Source organism: Pseudomonas cedrina subsp. cedrina (assembly GCF_001983175.1).
Taxonomy (GTDB): domain Bacteria; phylum Pseudomonadota; class Gammaproteobacteria; order Pseudomonadales; family Pseudomonadaceae; genus Aquipseudomonas; species Aquipseudomonas cedrina.
Genome location: NZ_MNPW01000014.1, coordinates 170,779 through 190,020, shown reverse-complemented (window position 1 = coordinate 190,020; position 19,242 = coordinate 170,779). Strand labels below are relative to the sequence as shown.

The 19,242-nt window shown below is 59.4% G+C and carries 16 protein-coding genes, 1 tRNA gene and 1 pseudogene; 12 read left to right on the top strand and 6 right to left on the bottom strand.

Annotated elements, in window-relative coordinates; all coding sequences use genetic code 11:
- Positions 1 to 125: 125 nt before the first annotated feature.
- The 3 genes from BLL36_RS25825 (at position 126) to BLL36_RS25815 (ending at position 4,946) form a co-directional block, all read left to right on the top strand.
- Positions 126 to 752, top strand: a complete 627-nt coding sequence (locus tag BLL36_RS25825; RefSeq protein WP_076954428.1) for a response regulator transcription factor — start codon at positions 126 to 128, stop codon at positions 750 to 752.
- A gap of 1 nt (position 753) precedes the next feature.
- Positions 754 to 4,377, top strand: a complete 3,624-nt coding sequence (locus BLL36_RS25820) for a transporter substrate-binding domain-containing protein (protein WP_076954427.1) — start codon at positions 754 to 756, stop codon at positions 4,375 to 4,377.
- Positions 4,378 to 4,511: 134 nt separating this feature from the next.
- A complete protein-coding gene (locus BLL36_RS25815; protein WP_076954426.1) occupies positions 4,512 to 4,946 on the top strand; it encodes an ANTAR domain-containing protein in 435 nt (144 codons plus the stop codon).
- On the opposite strand, the gene dkgB is transcribed toward BLL36_RS25815, so the two are convergent.
- Together dkgB and BLL36_RS25805 are read right to left on the bottom strand one after the other, a co-directional pair.
- Positions 4,943 to 5,761 carry a 2,5-didehydrogluconate reductase DkgB gene (gene dkgB / locus BLL36_RS25810; RefSeq protein WP_076954425.1) on the bottom strand — a complete coding sequence of 273 codons (819 nt, stop codon included), beginning with the start codon at positions 5,759 to 5,761 and terminating at the stop codon, positions 4,943 to 4,945. The two genes, BLL36_RS25815 and dkgB, sit on opposite strands and share 4 nt — an antisense overlap.
- Positions 5,762 to 5,988: 227 nt before the next feature.
- Positions 5,989 to 7,071, bottom strand: coding sequence for a 3-deoxy-7-phosphoheptulonate synthase (locus BLL36_RS25805; protein WP_076954424.1), 1,083 nt, complete (start codon positions 7,069 to 7,071; stop codon positions 5,989 to 5,991).
- A 608-nt stretch (positions 7,072 to 7,679) separates the two neighbouring features.
- Here BLL36_RS25805 and BLL36_RS25800 point away from each other — a divergent pair.
- Entirely contained in the window at positions 7,680 to 8,429 is a 750-nt protein-coding gene (locus BLL36_RS25800) for a carbon-nitrogen hydrolase family protein (RefSeq protein ID WP_076954447.1), read from the top strand.
- The gene (locus tag BLL36_RS25795) at positions 8,430 to 8,861 is read left to right on the top strand and encodes a GNAT family N-acetyltransferase (protein WP_076954423.1); all 432 of its coding nucleotides are present in this window, start codon (positions 8,430 to 8,432) and stop codon (positions 8,859 to 8,861) included.
- Between the two features lie 34 nt (positions 8,862 to 8,895).
- Here BLL36_RS25795 and BLL36_RS25790 read toward each other — a convergent pair whose 3' ends face one another.
- Complete coding sequence (locus BLL36_RS25790; protein WP_076954422.1) at positions 8,896 to 9,135, bottom strand: DNA-binding protein; 240 nt, start codon at positions 9,133 to 9,135, stop codon at positions 8,896 to 8,898.
- 83 nt (positions 9,136 to 9,218) lie between these two features.
- On the opposite strand from BLL36_RS25790, the gene BLL36_RS25785 reads away from it, so the two are divergent.
- From BLL36_RS25785 to BLL36_RS25755, 7 genes and pseudogenes are all read left to right on the top strand, one after another.
- Positions 9,219 to 9,584, top strand: a complete 366-nt coding sequence (locus tag BLL36_RS25785; protein ID WP_076954421.1) for a helix-turn-helix domain-containing protein — start codon at positions 9,219 to 9,221, stop codon at positions 9,582 to 9,584.
- 151 nt (positions 9,585 to 9,735) lie between these two features.
- Positions 9,736 to 10,377 (top strand): response regulator transcription factor GacA, encoded by a 642-nt coding sequence (gacA, locus tag BLL36_RS25780; protein WP_032886613.1) that lies wholly within the window; start codon positions 9,736 to 9,738, stop codon positions 10,375 to 10,377.
- 1 nt (position 10,378) lies between these two features.
- Entirely contained in the window at positions 10,379 to 12,202 is a 1,824-nt protein-coding gene (gene uvrC, locus BLL36_RS25775) for an excinuclease ABC subunit UvrC (RefSeq protein WP_076954420.1), read from the top strand.
- A gap of 32 nt (positions 12,203 to 12,234) precedes the next feature.
- Positions 12,235 to 12,795, top strand: coding sequence for a CDP-diacylglycerol--glycerol-3-phosphate 3-phosphatidyltransferase (gene pgsA / locus BLL36_RS25770; protein WP_049708976.1), 561 nt, complete (start codon positions 12,235 to 12,237; stop codon positions 12,793 to 12,795).
- Between the two features lie 63 nt (positions 12,796 to 12,858).
- A tRNA-Gly gene (locus BLL36_RS25765) sits at positions 12,859 to 12,934 on the top strand.
- A 220-nt stretch (positions 12,935 to 13,154) separates the two neighbouring features.
- A pseudogene (locus BLL36_RS25760) lies at positions 13,155 to 13,538 on the top strand (tyrosine-type recombinase/integrase); the annotation flags it as partial.
- A 252-nt stretch (positions 13,539 to 13,790) separates the two neighbouring features.
- Positions 13,791 to 14,777 carry an SDR family oxidoreductase gene (locus tag BLL36_RS25755; protein ID WP_076954419.1) on the top strand — a complete coding sequence of 329 codons (987 nt, stop codon included), beginning with the start codon at positions 13,791 to 13,793 and terminating at the stop codon, positions 14,775 to 14,777.
- On the opposite strand, the gene BLL36_RS25750 is transcribed toward BLL36_RS25755, so the two are convergent.
- Genes BLL36_RS25750 through BLL36_RS25740 form a run of 3 tightly spaced genes read right to left on the bottom strand, consistent with a single transcriptional unit; the run spans position 14,766 to position 19,136 of the window.
- The gene (locus tag BLL36_RS25750) at positions 14,766 to 16,388 is read right to left on the bottom strand and encodes an alpha-amylase family protein (protein WP_076954418.1); all 1,623 of its coding nucleotides are present in this window, start codon (positions 16,386 to 16,388) and stop codon (positions 14,766 to 14,768) included. The two genes, BLL36_RS25755 and BLL36_RS25750, sit on opposite strands and share 12 nt — an antisense overlap.
- Positions 16,378 to 17,925: an alpha-amylase family glycosyl hydrolase gene (locus BLL36_RS25745; protein WP_076954417.1), complete on the bottom strand. Its 1,548-nt coding sequence runs from the start codon at positions 17,923 to 17,925 to the stop codon at positions 16,378 to 16,380. The genes BLL36_RS25750 and BLL36_RS25745 overlap by 11 nt, the downstream gene beginning before the upstream one ends.
- Before the next feature lie 41 nt (positions 17,926 to 17,966).
- Positions 17,967 to 19,136: a zinc-dependent alcohol dehydrogenase gene (locus BLL36_RS25740; RefSeq protein WP_076954416.1), complete on the bottom strand. Its 1,170-nt coding sequence runs from the start codon at positions 19,134 to 19,136 to the stop codon at positions 17,967 to 17,969.
- Positions 19,137 to 19,242: the final 106 nt, after the last annotated feature.

Here is a 19,242-nt window from a genome sequence, read left to right as displayed (position 1 = left end):
AGGAGGGGTCTGTACTGCCTGAAGTGCCATGCAGAGTAATCAGCACCGTTTGTCGGAACTGTTACTTCTCACAGGTAGATAGGTCCCGTGTGATATGTAAGCGTACTGATCCCTCGGGGAGTCTTATGAGCAAAGCGTTAATTGTTGACGATCACCCTTTTATACGCGCCACCGTGAAGTACCTGCTCAAGCAGGAAGGCTTCAATGAAATTCTTGAAGCGGGCAACGGCGCAGACGCCATGCAGCTTGCGCGAGAGGAACGTCCGGATCTGGTCATCCTGGACCTGGCAATGCCCAAGCTCGGCGGGCTTGAAGTGATCAGCCGGATCAAGGCGCTGGAACTGCCTTGCAAGATCCTGGTGCTGACTTCGTACCTGGCGGTGTTCTTCTCCACGCGTTGCATGCGTGCGGGGGCCATGGGCTTTGTCAACAAGACGGGTGAGCTCGATGAACTGCAAAAGGCGATCAGGGCGATCAGGTCGGGCTATAGTTGCTTCCCCAGTGTGGCCACCAGTTCAGTACGCCGTGACGATTTGCAGACGACCGAACAGGAACTGGTGGACGCGCTGTCCGACCGCGAATTGACGGTGCTGCAAAAGCTGGCGCTGGGCCTGGGCAACAAGGACATCGCCGAAGACATGTTGCTGAGCCACAAGACCATCAGCACCTACAAGACACGACTCAAAGAGAAATTGCGTATGTCCTCGGTGGTGCACCTGTCCAAGTTCGCTCAGCGCAATCACCTGATCTGAAATGAACACCCTGCGGCTGTTGATATCCACGGTCATCCTGCTGACGGGGCTGCTGTCCGGTGCAGCGATGGCCCTGGATGAGCCACATCCCCTGCGGCTCTTCGGCCACTCCACCCTTGAAAACCCGCGCCTGGAGCTTGATGAAAGTGACTGGCGCTGGCTGCGCGAGCGACGCGTATTGCTGATGGGCGTGTCGGCGCCGGACTACGCGCCTTTCGACCTGAGCAACGACAACGATTTTGAAGGGATCACCGCTGACTATGCGTGGCTGATCAGCCTTATCTTAAACATCCCTATCGAGGTTCGACGCTACGACACCCGCGATGAAGTGATCGAAGCACTCAAGCGGGGCGAGGTGGATCTGGTCGGCTCGGCCAATGGCTATGAGGCGGCCGATAAGGACCTGGTACTGTCGCGCTCCTATGCCAACGATCAACCGGTGTTGGTGACCCGCGCGGGTGATAGCCATTCATTGAGCGCCGACCTGGCCGGCAAGCGGGTTGCGATGCTCTATCACTATATGCAGCCGGATGCGGTCCAGGCCTTTTACCCGAAGGCGCAACTGCTGCTGTATGGCTCGACCCACCAAGCCATTGGCGCCGTGGCGTTCGGCCAGGCCGATGTGTTTCTGGGCGATGCCATCAGTACCCGCTACCTGATCAACAAGAATCATCTCAATAATGTCCGCATGGCAGACTTTTCCGCGCTGGAAGTCAACCCGTTCGGGTTTGCCTTCACCGAGGACAATATTCGCCTGCTGAACATCATCAATGCCGCGCTGGCCGTTATCCCGGCCGGCCAGCAGATGGAGATCCTGCGCCGCTGGAGTGCCGGCGACAGCGGTTTCCTGGCCGCCGACCGGTTGCGCCTGAGTGAGAATGAGCGGCGCTGGCTGGAGAAACATCCCCTGGTGAAAGTGGCGGCGCTCGACAAGTTCGTGCCCCTGTCATTTTTCAACGAGCAGGGGCAGTTCGTGGGGTTGAGCGAGGAGGTCCTGTCGCGGGTCAGCCTGCGCACGGGCTTGAAATTCGAAGTGCTGCAAGGCAGTTCGTTGCCTCGGCAGATTGATGACGTCAGCAACGGAGCAGTGGACATACTGGCAGTGATCACGCCCAGCGTTGAACGCTCTGAAAAGCTGCGTTTTACTCGGCCCTACCTGTCCAATCCCTATGTGCTGGTGGCGCGCGCCGGTGACGAAAGCCTGGTGACGCTGGAGGACATGCCCGGCAAACGCCTGGCATTTATCGGCGGCAACAGCCTCGCCACGCAAATTGCCCGGGACTATCCAGGCATCGACTGTTTTAACGTCGAGAATCCGGAGCAGGCCCTGGACCTGGTCGCCAAGGGCGGTGCCGATGCAACCGTTATTTCGCTGATCAGTGCACGCTACATGATTGCGCGCCATTTCAGAGATCGCTTGCGTATCACCAGCACGGTCGGTACGGAACCGGCGCGGATTGCTTTTGGCGTCAACCGCAGCCAGCTGGAGCTGTATTCGATCCTCGAAAAGGCGCTGTTAAGTATCACGCCTGAAGAAATGGACGAACTGACCAACCGTTGGCGCAGTGAGATTATTATCGAAGACAGCTACTGGATCAGTCATCGCAGCGTGATCATCCAGGGATTTGGCCTGGCCGCGCTGCTGTTGCTGATTACCCTGGGCTGGGTGCTTTACCTGCGCAACCTGATTCGCAGGCGCGCCCAGGCAGAACGCGCCTTGAGCGACCAGATGCGGTTTATGAGCGAGCTGATCGACGGCACGCCGCACCCGATTTACGTGCGTGATCGCCAGGGCAGGTTAATGGCTTGCAACAACGCTTACCTTGACGTGTTTGGTTTCAAGCTGGAGGACGTGATTGGCAAGACGGTGGTCCAAACCGACACCGGCAACCCGCCCCAGGCGCAGTCGTACCATGCTGATTACTTGAATGTGATGGAGCTGGGCGAGCCGCAGATCCGGGATCGGGTACTCAAGGTTCCCGGCGGTGGTGTGTTGACCATCTACCAATGGATGCTGCCACACCGCGACAGTCACGGAAAAGTCGTGGGCATGATTGCCGGCTGGGTGGATGTCAGCGAACGCCAGCGCCTGCTGGGCCAGCTACAGGAGGCCAAGGAGGAGGCCGACGCCGCCAACCGTGCCAAGACCACGTTCCTGGCGACGATGAGTCATGAAATCCGCACGCCCATGAATGCCGTGATCGGTATGATCGAACTGGCCCAGAAAAACGCCGAGCAGGGCCGGGTTGATCAGGACGCGCTGGAGGTGGCCTCGATGGCGTCCCGAAGCCTGTTGGAGCTGATTGGCGATATCCTGGACATCGCGCGGATAGAATCCGGCCACTTGTCCCTGACCCTGGCGCCGGCCAACCTTCACGAGTTGTTGGCCTCCGTAGCGCGCGTGTTCGAGGGGTTGGCGCGGGACAAGGGGTTGCAATTGCAAGTCGAGCTCGCCCCGACGACTGACCGACAGGTGCTCATAGACCCTTTGCGCTTCAAGCAAGTGGTTTCCAATTTGCTGGGCAATGCCATCAAGTTTACCGCGAGCGGTCAGGTGCGCTTGGGTGCCCAGTGCCGGCCGGCCATAGCCGACGATCATTTGAACCTGCAGCTGTATGTGGAGGACACGGGGGTTGGCATCAGTGCCGAAGACCAGCAGCGTTTGTTCAACCCTTTTATCCAGGGCAGCAATAACGACCAGTCGGCGCGCACTGGGTCCGGCCTTGGATTGGTGATCAGCCGCAACCTGTGCGAAATGATGGGTGGTCGTCTGCACTTGAGCAGTGTGCTGGGCAAGGGGACCCGGGTGGACGTGACCTTGGCGCTGGCGTTGACTACGCCAGCAGCATCGGCGTCCTCAGCCGGCGAACCTGTCCCGCCGACGCAGGCATTGAACCTGCTGGTGGTGGATGACTACCCGGCAAACCGCTTGCTGCTTTCTCGACAGCTGGGCTTCCTGGGGCACCACATCGTTACTGCTGAAGATGGCGCCGAGGGCTATGCACTGTGGCTGGATGGGAAATTTGATGGCGTGATCACCGACAGTAACATGCCGGTCATGGATGGCTACACATTGGCACGTAATATCCGAGCCCAAGAGCGGCAGCGTGGCCTGGCACCGTGCCTGATCTTGGGGTTCACCGCCAACGCACAGCCGGAGGAGACCGAGCGCTGCCGGCAGGCGGGCATGGACGGTTGTCTGTTCAAGCCGACCGGGCTTGATGATTTGCGCGCGGCGTTGGCATCGCGCACCGTAGCAATCGTAAGGGATGAGCGCGAACCGGTGTGTGATTTAAGCACGCTGACCTCGTTGACAGGCGGCGACACGAGCGCCCTCAACGAGCTGTTGGTGCCTCTGCTCAGTAGTCTCGCAGAGGATCGCTCGCGGCTGCTGGCGCTGCGACAACACGCGGATTTCGCCACGTTGCATGACTTGGCTCATCGCGTTAAAGGCGGGGCTCGCATGGTCAGGGCCCAGGCGCTGGTGAACTGCTGCGAAGCCTTGGAAAGCGTGTGTGAAAACGCTGACCGCGATGCAGTGGCGGTTGCGGTTGCGGTTGAGGCGCTATGCGCAGCGATCGACGATTTGCGCCATAGCCTGAGCCAGTACAGCAAGCTGGCTTGACCTATGTGGGTAGCCATTCAGCGGATTTGGGAGAACTCCTACATGGATCGGGAACAAGCCTGATTTTGTCTTCGGGGTATGTCTGGAAAATGGGCCGCGCTCACCGACGAGTAATGCCTGCCCAGGGATTCGCCATGCCAAACAAAGCACTGACCATCCTGATTGCCGATGAACAGCACCTGCAACGTCTGCAAATCGAAAAAATGCTCAACCAGTTGGGTTACTACCGGATCGTTCCGGTGCAAACCTTCGAAGAGGTGCAACTGCTCACCGCCATCCCGGCACAGCCTTTTGACGTGCTGATCATTAATGCGGCGCTTGCGGTTCACACCTGCGGGCCGCAGCCCCAGGCGCATCATGTGCTGATCTACGATCACCGGGAACTGAGCCCGAATCCTGACACGCACGCCGACGCAATGCCGGGGGTGCGGGTGCGCCTGCCCGGCGTGCCGGACAACGTCAACCTTGAACACTTCATGGACATCATCGACCCACCCGCAGCCACTACCGGCCTGCGGGTGCTGCCTTGGCTGCGGGAATTATCACGCACGCCCATGCCAGGGGTTTAATCCCACTTCGGTGCGATACCCTTTGGATTGGTCAGGCGATGGCCGCGATCCAGCTCGGCAAGCTGCTGCATGTCGGCAGCGCTCAAGGTCAGTTGCAGCGCCTTGAGGTTGCTTTCCAGGTTGGCGCGTTTAGTCGACGACGGGATGACCGCATAACCTAGCTGCATGGCCCACGCCAGGGCCACTTGTGCCGGGGTCGCCTGATGGCCCGCGGCGATCTGCTGGATTACCGGGTCTTTGAGCACTTCGCCGTAAGCCAGTGTCATGTAGGACGTGATCTGGATACCGTTGGCGGTGGCGAACTCCACTACCTTGCGATTTTGCAGGTAGGGGTGCAGTTCGATCTGGTTGGTGGCGATGTTCTCGGCCCCAACGGCAGTGATCGCTTGCTTCATCAGGTCGACGGTGAAATTGGAAATGCCGATCTGGCGGGTCAGGCCCAGGCGCTTGGCTTCCAGCAGTTGGCCCATGAATTCGGCGACAGGCACCTGGCCTTCCGGCGATGGCCAGTGGATCAAGGTCAGGTCCAGGTAGTCGGTTTTCAGTTTGCGCAAGCTTTCGCGCAGGCTGGGAATCAACTGGCCTTCGGCGAAATGGGTGATCCAGATTTTGCTGGTGATAAATAGCTCATCGCGCGGGATGCCGCTGTCTGCAATCGCTTGGCCCACCTCGGCTTCGTTCTCGTAGATCTGCGCGGTATCGATGGCGCGATAGCCCAGTTCCAGGCCGGTGCTGACGGAATCGATCACCACCTGGCCTTGCAGACGGAAGGTGCCAAGGCCGAAGGCCGGAACGTTTTGCGTTGGGGTAGACATCAGTAACTCCTGAAGGGGTGTGAGCAATGGAGTCGAGTATCCGCCCGTCGTTCCTTCGGAAAAACCGTCGAATCCGAAAAGGACTCTTTACCGCAGGTCACGAATCTTCGGGTGCAGAGGTTAAAATGTGGGAGCGGGCTTGCTCGCGAAAGCGGTGGGTCAGTCAGTACATCTGTCACTGATACACCGCATTCGCGAGCCAGCCCGCTTCCACATTCTGATCTTCATCAGTCAGTTGGTTTGTGCTGTTCCCGCAAGCGCTCAGCCGCACTGCGCAACAATTGTTCGGTGGCGTTCCAACCCAGGCAACCATCGGTCACCGACACGCCGTACTTCATGGATGCGCTCAACGGTTGGCAGCCTTCGAACAGATGACTTTCGAGCATCATGCCTATCAGCGCCACGTCACCCTGTAGCCGTTGCTCCAATACCTCGTTGAACACCGCCGGTTGACGCAGCGGGTCCTTGCCACTGTTGGCATGGCTGCAATCAACCATGATGCGCGCTGCTACCTTGGACTTGGCCAGGTCGTGCTTGACCTGCGCCACGTGTGGCGCGTCGTAGTTCGGCCCACGGTGACCGCCGCGCAGCACCAGATGGGTGTCCGGGTTGCCCGGGGTCTGGATGATCGCCGGGTGGCCCTGGCTGTCGACGCCGAAGTGGCGATGCGGGTGGGCGGCCGAACGCATCGCGTCACAGGCAATGGCCACGCCGCCATCGGTGCCGTTCTTGAAACCCACGGGCACGCCCAGGCCGCTGGCCATTTCGCGGTGAATTTGCGATTCGGTAGTGCGCGCACCAATCGCAACCCAGCTGAGCAAGTCATCGAAGTAGCCGGCGGCCATGGGTTGCAGCAGCTCAGTGGCGACCGGCAGGCCCAGGCGCAGCATTTCGCGCATCAGCTCACGGGACAGGGTGAGGCCGGCCGCCATGTCGTCGCTGCCATCCAGTCGCGGGTCGTAGGCCAGGCCTTTCCAGCCGATGGTGGTGCGCGGTTTTTCGACATAGGCACGGATCACCAGGAGCATCTGGTCACTGACTTCAAGCGCGAGCTTCTTCAGGTTGCGCGCGTATTCCATGGCCGATTCCGGGTCGTGGATCGAGCACGGTCCGACGATCACCAGCAAACGCGAATCTTCGCCATTGAGGATGGCACGCACGGCTTGGCGATGGGCATGGACTTGTTCGTTGAGGAACGGGCTGAGGGGCAACTGATGCTTGAGCTCAAGGGCACTGGGCAGGCGCTGGGTCAGGGCTTCATTGGCGCTGGTCAGGGTGCGGATCGGCAGAGCGGCGGTGGCGGAGTTCATATTCAAGGCTTCCTGGGCAAGCGGCGGGTCGGTCCCGCGCGCCTGGCCCTACTGGGGTGTTCGACAATTGGCCGGGTTGGCTACGTGTGTTGGCTTGCCACCAATAGGTGACCGATCGGAGGCGGCAGGCTGTCCCGAGCGGAGCTGGCTAAATCGCCATGCGGTGCACATGTCGTAGCGGTAATAGGTGGCGTAATTCATGTCGTATGTCCTTTAAGTGGTCTTGCAAAAAGATGAGGGCCTTAAAAAACAAAACCCCCGGTCGGGGAGCCGACCGGGGGTTAGATTTCTCTGGCAGGCGACCCCTTGAACAGTGGGCGCCGATTTCAGGTATCAGGCGCGCCAGTGGCTAAACCAATACCCAAAATAAAAGCTGGCAGTTGCGCTCGAACCGTTCACGCGGCTAGCCGATACCGAGCGCGGGGCGCTGGCAGCAGGGCAAACCTGAGTGTGGGTGAGTTGCAACATGGCATGTCTCCGAAAGATGGGGGGAGCTTACTAGAGGCATGCGGGCGGACTCAATCATTAATTTCTATTGCACACGGGTACTCAGCGCTATGGGGCGAGATATGCTTGCAACCCTTGATGATGATTGCTTGGACGCGACCATGACGACTTTCACCCTTGCTGCTGCTCAATCCATCTCCATCGCGGGCGACTTGCCCGCCAATATTGAGCGGCATCTGATTTTTATGCAGGCGGCAGCCGAGCACGGTGTGCAATTGCTGGTGTTCCCGGAGCTGTCGCTGACGGGGTATGAGCCGTCATTGGCTGCCGGTTTGGCGATTGCGCCGGATGACCCTGTCCTGGCCCCCCTGCGTGAAATGGCCCGTGAACTGGGGCTGACGGCGGTGGTGGGAATGCCGCTCCGCCAGGCACCCGAGGCCGGCGTGTCGATTGGCGCATTGGTACTGGGGGCGGATGGCTCCCTGGCGGTCTACACCAAGCTGCATTTGCACCCAGGCGAAGAGGTTGCGTTTGTCCCAGGGCAGGGCGGCGCGCCCCTTGAGTGGGCCAGTGACACCATTGCTTTGGCCGTGTGCGCGGATTTTTCCCACGCCAGCCATCCGCGCCTGGCGGTAAAGGCGGGCGCCACTGTCTATGCCGTCGGCGCGCTGATCAGCGAAGGCGGCTACCCAACGGACAGCGCGCTGCTCCAGGGCTATGCAGCCGAGCACGGCCTGCTGGTGTTGATGGCCAACCATGGTGGCCCATCCGGTGGCTATGTTTGCGCGGGGCGTAGCGCTATCTGGGCCGCTGATGGCAACTTGCTTGCCGCTGCGCCTGGGGTAGGTGATGCATTGGTGATTGCTCATCGCGATGACGGGGTGTGGGCTGGCCAGGTGGTGGTTGTCTAAATGGCGTTTCACTTGCGCGCGGCCACCGACCAGGACCTCCCATTTGCACGAACCCTGACCTTCGAGTCGATGAGTCGCTACTACCGGCAATACGACTTAGTGTGGTCCAGCGCTGGCTTCGACGTCGCCTGGGCTGGCCGGGAGAACTGGCTGATCTGCGACGGCGACGCCGTGATGGGGTTTGTCAGCCTCAGTCGCGACAGCCGGGCGCTCTATATTCGCGAGTTGCACTTGCTCGAGGCGTTTCGTGGGCGCGGTGCGGGCAGTTGGGTATTGGAGCAGATGGCGCTCAAGGCGCAGGCGTTGGGCCTGTTGCGTTTGACGGTATTCAAGACCAACCCCGCGCGCAGGCTCTATCAGCGCAGGGGGCTCAGTATCGTCGGTGAAGAAGACTGTTTCTGGCGTATGGAGCGTGTTTGCGGTTCAAGCTAAACATGCAACGTTTAGCAATAAGTGCATACTGGACTCAGGAGACGATTTCCTGATCGTTGCTCTGGCCATCAGCCTCAGCAAGGATGATCCCTTCTTTCATGCCCAGCAGGACCGCTACCTTATGGGCTTCCCCACGCCGTCCTTTTTTACGCCCAGCGAGCACTTGATAGGTGGTGGCCGGATCTACACCGTGCTCACGGGCGAACGCTTGCACTGACTTTCCTTGATGTTCCAGCCAAGCCTTGGCTTGTGCAGCGGTACGGATTCCGGGCATAGTTCAAAACCGTTCAAGTTCGTTTAACGAAGAGATGAGTGTGACACCTCTTGGGGTGTGCCAGATCAGGATCATACATCCAAATGAGTGGAATCGGTTCGCGTTTGAGGCAAGAAAGAGAGCGACTTGGCCTGTCGCAAAAAGTTTTTGGCGAAATAGGAGGCGTTGAGGCAAACGCACAAGGCAAATACGAAAGTGGAGAGCGCGCCCCCAAGGCGGACTATTTATCACGAGTCGCTGAAAGAGGCGTGGATGTGTTGTATGTGTTGACGGGCTTTGCGACACCGATCCAACTGGAAAACCTCAGTCAGATCGAAGAGAAGGTTCTGGGCGATTACCGCGCCATGTTCAAGGAAGATCAAGCTGCAATCCGTCGATTGACGTCAACCCTGGCCGAGCATTCAGCCGCGCAGAATGGGAAAAACAAGCTCAGGCCCCAGAATTCCTGACCTTTCGCCCAGCAAATAGAGCCGTCTGCCGCCTGGCGCGCGGTTGCTGGGTGTTCAAACACTATATATATGACGCTTGCAGCTAGGTCTGCGCCTTGGTTTTTTGCTAAGGTGTTCAGCAACCTATAAGACCATATCGCGAGGTGTCTGCTTGATTAGGGTGCTAGTAGTCGATGACCATGATCTCGTTCGTACAGGCATTACACGAATGCTGGCTGACATCGATGGCCTGCAAGTAGTCGGCCAGGCTGAGTCCGGGGAAGAGTCCCTGATCAAGGCCCGGGAGTTGAAACCCGATGTGGTGCTGATGGATGTCAAGATGCCCGGTATCGGCGGTCTTGGTGCCACGACCAAATTGTTGCGCAGCCATCCGGACATCAAAGTCGTGGTGGTAACCGTCTGCGAAGAAGACCCGTTCCCGACGCGCTTGTTGCAGGCCGGCGCGGCCGGTTACCTGACCAAGGGCGCAGGTTTGGCCGAAATGGTCCAGGCCATTCGCCTGGTGTTTGCCGGCCAACGTTACATCAGCCCGCAGATCGCCCAGCAATTGGCCATTAAATCCTTCCAGCCCGTCAGTGATTCGCCGTTTGATGCGCTGTCGGAGCGGGAAATCCAGATCGCCTTGATGATCGTCGGTTGCCAGAAGGTGCAGACGATCTCCGACAAGCTGTGCCTGTCGCCCAAGACCGTCAACACCTACCGTTATCGCATTTTCGAGAAGCTCGCCATCAGCAGTGATGTTGAATTGACCCTGCTCGCGGTGCGCCACGGCATGGTGGACGCCAGCGCCTGACATGACCACACCGTTTGATCCAAGTGCCTTTCTCTCCACCTGCAGTGGCCGCCCCGGCGTGTACCGCATGTTCGACAGCGAGGCGCGCCTGCTTTATGTCGGCAAGGCCAAGAACCTGAAAAATCGCCTGGCGAGCTATTTTCGCAAGAGCGGTCTCGCGCCCAAGACCGCTGCGCTGGTGGCGCGTATCGCCCAGGTTGAAACCACCATCACCGCCAACGAAACCGAAGCGCTGCTGCTTGAGCAGACGCTGATCAAGGAATGGCGGCCGCCCTACAACATCCTGCTGCGCGATGACAAATCCTACCCCTACGTGTTTTTGTCCGATGGCCACTTCCCGCGGCTGAGCATTCACCGGGGTGCGAAGAAGCAAAAGGGCAAGTATTTCGGGCCCTATCCCAGCGCTGGGGCGGTCCGCGAGAGCCTGAGCCTGCTGCAAAAAACCTTTTTTGTGCGCCAGTGCGAAGACAGCTTCTACAAGAACCGCACCCGTCCGTGCCTGCAGTACCAGATCAAACGCTGCAAGGCGCCCTGTGTCGGCCTGGTTGAACCGGCCGAGTACGCCGAGGATGTACGCCATTCGGTGATGTTCCTTGAAGGGCGCAGCAATGCGCTTACCGATGAGCTCTCCAGCGCCATGGAACAAGCCGCCGGCGCCCTGGATTTCGAAAAGGCCGCCGAACTGCGCGACCAGATTTCCCTGCTGCGCCGCGTGCAGGATCAGCAGAGCATGGAAGGCGGCACCGGTGACGTGGACGTGATCGCCGCCTTCGTCAACCCGGGCGGTGCCTGTGTGCACTTGATCAGCGTGCGTGGCGGACGGGTGTTGGGCAGCAAGAACTTCTTCCCGCAGACGGGCATCGACGAGGAGGTGGCCGAAGTTATGTCGGCCTTCCTCGGGCAGTATTACGTCAGCAGCCCTGAACGCGACCTGCCATCGGAGTTGATCGTCAACGTGGTGCATGAAGACTTCCCCACGCTGATCGAGGCGATCCACGAACTTCGCGGCCGCGAGCTGGACATCAGCCACCGCGTACGCGGTACCCGTGCACGCTGGCAGCAAATGGCCGTGACCAATGCCGAACAGGCCCTGAGCGCGCGCCTGGCCAATCGACAGCACGTCGCCGCACGCTTTGACGCCCTGGCCCAAGTCCTCAACCTGGACGAGCCGCCGCAACGTCTTGAGTGCTACGACATCAGCCACTCCAGCGGCGAGGCCACGGTGGCGTCCTGCGTGGTGTTCGGGCCGGAAGGTCCGATCAAGTCCGATTACCGGCGCTACAACATCGAAGGCATCACTGCCGGCGATGACTACGCCGCCATGCACCAGGCCCTGACGCGGCGCTTCAGCAAGTTGAAGGACGGCGAGGGCAAACTGCCGGATATCCTGCTGGTGGACGGCGGCAAAGGCCAATTGTCCATGGCCCGCGACGTGCTCAACGAGCTGGCCGTGCCCGACCTGATCCTGCTCGGTGTGGCCAAGGGCACCACGCGCAAGGCCGGTTTCGAGACGTTGTACTTGAATGATGCCGCCCATGAGTTCACCTTGAAGGGCGACTCACCGGCGCTGCATTTGATCCAACAGATCCGCGACGAAGCCCACCGCTTCGCCATTACCGGCCACCGCGCCCGACGTGGCAAGACCCGGCGAACCTCAACCCTGGAAGGGGTAGCGGGGGTTGGCCCGACGCGACGTCGCGATTTGCTCAAACATTTTGGTGGCTTGCAAGAGCTCTCCCGTGCCAGCATTGACGAAATAGCCAAAGCACCCGGTATCAGTAAAAAGCTCGCTGAGTTGATTTATGCGAATCTGCACAGCGAATAGAATGCCTTTCCACCTCGTAGCCAGTTGTGCCGATGAATATCCCTAATCTGATCACCGTTCTACGCGTTCTGCTTATTCCCATTTTCATTCTGTTGTTCTATTTGCCGTACGAATGGAGCTACATGGCCTCCAGTTCGGTATTCGCCTTCGCGGCCGCCACCGACTGGCTCGACGGCTACCTGGCGCGCCGCCTGGAACAGAGCACGCCATTCGGTGCATTCCTGGACCCGGTGGCCGACAAGCTCATGGTCGCGGTCGCCCTGGTGCTGCTGGTGCAGGAACACGGCAATCTGTGGCTGACCCTGCCGGCCGCGGTGATCATCGGCCGCGAGATCGTCGTCTCGGCGCTGCGCGAATGGATGGCCGAAATCGGCGCCCGCGCCCATGTCGCCGTGTCGAACATGGGCAAGTGGAAAACCGCCGCGCAAATGCTCGCACTGGTCATCTTGCTGGCCAACCCGTCGGACTTCTCGTTCTGGGTCCTCACCGGTTACGCCTTGCTGCTGATCGCCGCGGGCCTGACCCTGTGGTCCATGCTGCAATATCTGCGCGCCGCCTGGCCTCACCTGCGCACTACGGTCGAAAAGAAATAAAACTTTTTTGAATCAAGGTGTTGACGGGTTCTGATAATTCTATAGAATGCGCACCACCAAGACGCGGGAATAGCTCAGTTGGTAGAGCACGACCTTGCCAAGGTCGGGGTCGCGAGTTCGAGTCTCGTTTCCCGCTCCAAATATTGCGCTGCAGAGTTCCATTGAATTCTGTAAGTAATTGAAATCAGGGCCTTTAGGCCCTTTTTTCGTTCCGGCGGGAACCACTGAAATCCAGCTCCATCCAGTGCTTTTAAGTCCCGATTTAAGTCCCGAATGAGGATCTTGGATTTGGATGTGCACTGAATCGGTTTTTTGCTGGAGCAGCTTGGATAGCGAGACGAGCATCTGGCTCTGACTCATGCCGGACCTGGTTCAACCAATTGTTCCGCTATGCGCTGGTGAAAATCGGGGGGCTGGAACACAACCCTGCTTCAGACCTAGATGTGGTCGCACTTCCCAAACCTCCGGTTACGCACAATCCATTTCTGCGCATGGACGAGCTTCCGGGGTTGATGGCCGCGCTTCGAAATTATGGTGGCGCAAACCAAACCCGCCTTGGCCTTCGATTGTTGTTGCTGACCGGTGTCCGCACGGGTGAATTGCGGTTGGCGACACCCGACCAGTTCGGTTTGGAGAAGCGCTTGTGGGTCATACCGGCGGAAGTGGTGAAACAACTCCAGCTAGCGATGCGCAAGCCAGGTAAGCAGACCCAAAATGTACCGCCTTATATCGTGCCGCTGTCAGCTCCTCCAGGGAGCATCCTGATTCGAGAATTCACTTCAATTCCCGAGAAGTAAGTCTTTGAGGAGTGAGCGCACTGGTGCCTCAGTATCGATCGGAGGCAAGGCGCGGGCGATATGCCGATGTTTAGTCCATTGATTGATCTTTAGTACTGCGCCATTGACTCCAAAAATTTCGAACTGTTGGCGTTCGCCCGCCGTCCATTTTGTTGAAGGCAAGGCGACGTCACAAAGCGTTTACCGGAGGGGATGGTAATGGCTCAGCAGAAAAATGGATTGGTGGTGATCTGCGGTGCGAGTGCAGGCGTAGGGCGGGCCACGGCGCATCGTTTCGCCGCCGCCGGTTACCGCATCGGTTTGCTGGCCCGCGATGAAGCCGGTCTGGCGGCGACACGGGAGGAGCTGGCGCAATATGGCCAGGCGACGACGGCGATTAGTGTCGATGTGGCCGATGCAGACGCACTTGAAGCGGCGGCCATTGCGCTTGATGAGGAACTGGGGCCGCTGCAGATCTGGATAAATTCAGCGATGGTCACCGTGTTCTCGCCGATTGAAAAACTCACTGCGCAGGAAATCCGGCGTGTGACCGAAGTCACTTACCTGGGCACCGTCAACGGGACCTTGGCTGCCCTGAAATTGCTGCGGCCGCGCAATAAGGGTTTGATCATCCAGGTGGGCTCGGCGCTGGCTTATCGCGCAATTCCTTTGCAGTCGGCTTATTGCGGCGCCAAGTTCGCCGTCCGCGGGTTTACCGATGCGTTGCGTTGTGAACTGCTGCACGAGCGCAGTCGAATTCGTGTATGCATGGTGCAGTTGCCGGCGATCAACACCCCGCAATTCGACTGGGCGCGAAACAAGCTCGACAAACGCCCGCAACCAGTGCCGCCGATTCACGATCCGGACGTTGCCGCCCGAGCGATCTTGAGTGTGATCCAACGTCCGCCACGGGAATTGTGGCTGGGCATGGCGAGCATCAAGGCGATTGTCGGCAGTTGCCTGATCCCGGGACTGCTCGATCGAATGCTCGCGCGTCAGTGCTATCCGGGCCAAATGAGCAAGGAAGATGACAACGGCGGCCATGGCGACAACTTGTACCAGCCTCTGGGCGCTGAATTGCATCGGACGCGCGGGCGTTTTGTCGGCCGCTCCCGCGCAAGCGCGCTGGCGCTGACGTCCACCCAGGTATCGGCGGTATCGGCGGTGTTGGCGCTGGTCTGTGCGATGGTTCTGCTATGGTTCTGAACGGTTGCGTCGAAACCAGCGATAGCCAAAGCCGTTGAGCGTCAGTGCGGTGTTTTCGCTGATTGGCGAAGGATAATAGCTGTCGGCCAGGATCTGCTCGAAACCCTGCAATTGCTGAGTCATAGTCAACTCCAGCGTGACCGGTTGCCTGCTGAGATTGACCAGGACGATGGTCGTCGATTCGCCGATATGCCGCATGGCAAATACCGCCGGATGAGCATGCGAAAGGGGTTGGGCGGTGCCTTTACCGATTTCACTGAGCCTGGCGCGTAGTTTGAAAATCGCCTGGCAACGAGCGAGGAGGGAGTCAGGATCGTCTTGCTGCGCCGCGACATTCACCGCTTTGTAGCTGAACGGCCCGTCATCGATCAGCGGCGCTGGCAGCTTCGTGTGCTCCGCTCGGGAAAAACCGCCGTTGGTGTCGGCGCTCCACTGCATCGGCGTTCGCACCGCCAGGCGTTCACGCCGCCGCAGATCATCGCCCATGCCGATTTCCTCGCCATAGCGGATGATCGGCGTGCCCGGCAACGACGCCAACAGCGCATGCGCCATTGCCTGATGACGTACATCGCCGTTAAGCATCGGCGCAAGCCGGCGGCGGATGCCACGGCCATAAACACGCATGTGCGCCTGGGGAGCAAACACCTGCATGACTTCGGCGCGCTCGCGCACGTTCAGACGTTCCAGGTCGAGTTCATCATGATTGCGCAGCCACACGGCATAACCCGCGCCATCCGGCGCTTGCGGTCGTTGCTGCAACGCACGGAACAGCGGTTGCGCACGCTCGCGGGCGAGTGCCAGGAACAGGTGATTGTTAAGCCAGAAGTCCAGCGCCAGCTGCAAGCGATTGCCGTTGCCAAAGTAGTGTTCGAAACGCTGCGGTTCGACATCGACTTCGCCCATCAGCAAACAGTCCGGGTTGATCGAGCGCGCATGCGCCGCCAGCCGCTCCAGCAGCCACACGCCGCGCTCTTCCTCACCGCCGCCGGCTTGTTCGACCGCATGGGACGCCGCGTCCAGGCGAAACCCGGCTACGCCCAGGCTTAGCCAGTGACTGATGATCTGTTCGATCTCTGCAATCACCGCAAGGTTTTTCAGGTTGAGGTCCGGTTCGTGTCGATAAAACAGGTGTCGATAGAATTGCCCGGCCTGCTCGTCCCATTGCCAGATACTGTCTTCCACGCTGGGAAAGATCGGTTGGTTGCCATCGTCTACCGGCGCGTCGGACCAGATGTAGTAATCGCGATAACGACTGCCGCGATCCTGGCGTGCCTGTTCGAACCAGGGGTGTTTTTCGCTGGTGTGTTGCAACACCAGCTCCATGATGACCCGTAAGCCGCGCTGCTTTGCTGCGTCGATCAGCCGGCGCAAATCTTCTTCGCTGCCAAAGCGTGGCGCCACCCTCTGATGATCGCTGACGTCATAGCCACAATCGCGAAACGGGGAGGCATAAATCGGCAATAGCCAAAGCGCGCCGATTCCCAGCGCGCTTAAGTGATCGAGGCGTTCAACGATGCCCGTGAGATCGCCGCAGCCATCGTCATTGCTGTCGAAAAACTGCGACGGGTCGACTTGATAGATCACCGTGTCATGCGGCCATTCAGCATTCATGGTCAGTTCCTTTGCGGCACACTATGACCGCTTTCTGCGCGCCGAGGGTCCCGTCAAAGAGCTGATTCTCGCCCTGCCTGTCACTGGCGACTTCGATGATCCAGTCGCCAGCCAGGGCGAAAGTATGCTGGGCCTCGTCAAAATTGATGCATACGATGCGCTCGTCATCACCGCAGTAGCGGCGGTAAGCCAATAACTTCGGATGCGAAGGCAGCTCCTCCCATGCGCCGAGGCGCAAGGCCGCGCTGTGCCGACGGCAATGCAGCAGGCGTCGATAAAGCTTGAGCGTGGAGTGGCTCGCCGTTTCCTGGGTTTGCACGGCCAGTGCCTCGGCGTCCGGCGGGAAGGGCAGCCACGGCGCCTTGCCCGACCAGCCGTGCGGCGCTTGCGATAGCCACGGTAACGGTGCCCGGCTGCCGTCGCGTCCGCCTGGGTCGACGCGGGTTTGTGCGGTGACTTGGGTATCTTCCAGGGCCAGTTCGTCGCCTTGAAAAATGAAGGGCGTACCACGCAGGCTCAACAACATTACCGCTGCCGCATTCGCTCGTGCCAGCGAGCCGCCGTAACGGCTGCGGAGCCGACTGTTGTCATGATTGGACAAGGCCCAGGTCGGCCAGGCCGACTGTTGACCGAGGCAACTTTCGACTTCACGGATGCACAGGCGGAACACCACCGGGTCCCATGGCGCATCGAGCGGCGGGAAGTTGAACGACATGTGCAGTTCATCACTGGCGCCGTAGTACGCCGCAACCCGTGCGGTCGAGCGGATATTGACCTCGCCGATCAGCACCCGGTCGCCGGGATAATGATCGACCAGTCGACGCAGCCCGCGCAGCACTTCGTGGCTGTATGGCTGATCATTGATCTGCACCATGGTCTCGCCAGCCATGCAGCGCGGGTCATCGGCAAAGGTCGGATCCTTGCCCACACAATGCACCACATCGATCCTGAAACCGTCGACGCCACGGTCCAGCCAGAATCGCAGCACATCGTGCATGGCCTCGACGACCTGCGGGTTATGCCAGTTCAAGTCGGGCTGCTGAGGCAGAAAGAAGTGCAGATAGTATTGCTGGCTGACTTCATCCCAGGTCCAGGCGCTACCGCCATCGATCGATGCGCGCCAGTTGTTCGGCTGGTCGCGCCAGATATACCAGTCGCGTTTGGGGTTGTCGCGACTGGACCGAGACTCGATGAACCAGGGGTGTTGATCCGAGGTGTGGTTGGGCACGAAGTCCATCAACAGCTTCAGGCCCCGTTTGTGGGCTTCGGATATCAGTTGATCGAGGTCGGCCAGGCGGCCGAATAACGGGTCGATATCCGTGTAGTCGCAGATGTCGTAACCGGCATCGCACATGGGCGACGGGTACACCGGCGACAACCACAACGCGCCAACGCCCAGTGCCTTAAGGTAATCCAGCCGTGCAATCAGACCTGGCAGATCGCCGACACCATCGCCGTTGCCATCGGCGAACGAGCGTGGGTACACCTGATAAATCACGACGTTTTTCCACCATGTCGAATGCTGCGTAACGGACATGGTCCCTCCTTGAATAGGCGTCATTCAAGTTGCCGGTTTGCTCAACCAAGGCCGGTTACGCCAGGTTGTGCGGTAGTCTCCAGCTTGACTTTGATCCAGCCAGGGGAATGCTGATCAAACTTCTGGAAGGCGCTGATGGCATCCGCCATGGGCTCATGCTGTGTCAGCACTTTGGACGGGTCAACACGACCCGCCAACGTCATTTCGATGAGCTTGGGGATGTACTTTCGATGATGGCAGTTGCCCATGTTCATGCGCAGGTTTTTATTCATCGCCGCGCCGATGGGGAAACGGTCGAACCCGGCAGGGTAGACACCTATTATTGATAGCGTGCCAGCCTTGGCCAATCCTTGGACGGCCCATTCCAAGGCTTGGGATGGCTCATCGCCCGGTTGCCATTGTGCGCTGCCGGGGGCTTGGGCGTGGTGAGTGTGGTTGGCATCAATGCCTACGGCATCAATCGCTCGGTCCACGCCAATATCATTGGTCAGGCGATGCAGCGTCTCGACAGGGTCTTCCTTTTCGAAATTGATGCATTCAGCGCCAAGGTCTCGCGCGCGATCCAGCCTGTCGTCCAGGCCATCGATGGCAAAGATACGACCGGCGCCCAGCAGCTTGGCGCTTACGATCGCAAACAGACCTACCGGCCCGCAGCCAAAAACCGCAACGGTGTCACCGTCCCTGATTTCCGCCATTTTGGCGCCGAACCAGGCGGTTGGGAAAATATCCGACATTGCAATCGCCTGGTCGTCAGTAATGGCGTCGGGCAGTTTTATCAACCCGATGTTAGCGAAGGGGATTCGGGCTTTTTCCGCTTGCAGCCCATTAAAGGGGCCAGTGGTCTTGGGACCGCCAAAAAAGGACGTGCCGGCAGTTTTGCCGTTGGGGTTGGCTACGTCGCACTGAGCAAAATAACCCGCGCGGCAGTAAGCGCAATTGCCGCATGCGATGGTCGAAGGGACCAGCACACGGTCGCCGATCCTTAAATTGCGTACATCCTCACCCAAGGCCTCCACGATACCGACCGCTTCATGACCTAGAATCGTGCCAGGTTGCATATCCGGTGCACTGCCGCGGATAAAGTGAAGGTCGGTGCCGCAAATGGCCGAGGCGGTTATGCGGATGATCGCGTCGTTGGGCGCTTGCAGCGTGGGCTCGGCAACTTCATCCAGCCGGATATCGCCGACACCGTGGAACACAATAGCCTTCATTTTTCACCTCGCAGGGTCGATGAGGGGTGAGTTAAGCCGCCTGGAAGTGAGCAAGCCCCCTCATGCATTCGCAGCAGGCTGCAACCTCTAACATCCACGCGGTAGA

Bases quoted from the DNA above. Each gene is read 5' to 3' on its own strand.
- BLL36_RS25755 (WP_076954419.1), top strand. From the start codon at position 13,791: ATGGCTCAGCAGAAAAATGGATTGGTGGTGATCTGCGGTGCGAGTGCA.
- uvrC (WP_076954420.1), top strand. From the start codon at position 10,379: ATGACCACACCGTTTGATCCAAGTGCCTTTCTCTCCACCTGCAGTGGC.
- BLL36_RS25820 (WP_076954427.1), top strand. From the start codon at position 754: ATGAACACCCTGCGGCTGTTGATATCCACGGTCATCCTGCTGACGGGG.
- dkgB (WP_076954425.1), bottom strand. From the start codon at position 5,761: ATGTCTACCCCAACGCAAAACGTTCCGGCCTTCGGCCTTGGCACCTTC.
- BLL36_RS25790 (WP_076954422.1), bottom strand. From the start codon at position 9,135: ATGCCCGGAATCCGTACCGCTGCACAAGCCAAGGCTTGGCTGGAACAT.
- BLL36_RS25750 (WP_076954418.1), bottom strand. From the start codon at position 16,388: ATGAATGCTGAATGGCCGCATGACACGGTGATCTATCAAGTCGACCCG.
- pgsA (WP_049708976.1), top strand. From the start codon at position 12,235: ATGAATATCCCTAATCTGATCACCGTTCTACGCGTTCTGCTTATTCCC.
- BLL36_RS25745 (WP_076954417.1), bottom strand. From the start codon at position 17,925: ATGTCCGTTACGCAGCATTCGACATGGTGGAAAAACGTCGTGATTTAT.
- BLL36_RS25800 (WP_076954447.1), top strand. From the start codon at position 7,680: ATGACGACTTTCACCCTTGCTGCTGCTCAATCCATCTCCATCGCGGGC.
- BLL36_RS25805 (WP_076954424.1), bottom strand. From the start codon at position 7,071: ATGAACTCCGCCACCGCCGCTCTGCCGATCCGCACCCTGACCAGCGCC.
- BLL36_RS25815 (WP_076954426.1), top strand. From the start codon at position 4,512: ATGCCAAACAAAGCACTGACCATCCTGATTGCCGATGAACAGCACCTG.
- BLL36_RS25785 (WP_076954421.1), top strand. From the start codon at position 9,219: ATGAGTGGAATCGGTTCGCGTTTGAGGCAAGAAAGAGAGCGACTTGGC.
- BLL36_RS25825 (WP_076954428.1), top strand. From the start codon at position 126: ATGAGCAAAGCGTTAATTGTTGACGATCACCCTTTTATACGCGCCACC.
- BLL36_RS25740 (WP_076954416.1), bottom strand. From the start codon at position 19,136: ATGAAGGCTATTGTGTTCCACGGTGTCGGCGATATCCGGCTGGATGAA.
- BLL36_RS25795 (WP_076954423.1), top strand. From the start codon at position 8,430: ATGGCGTTTCACTTGCGCGCGGCCACCGACCAGGACCTCCCATTTGCA.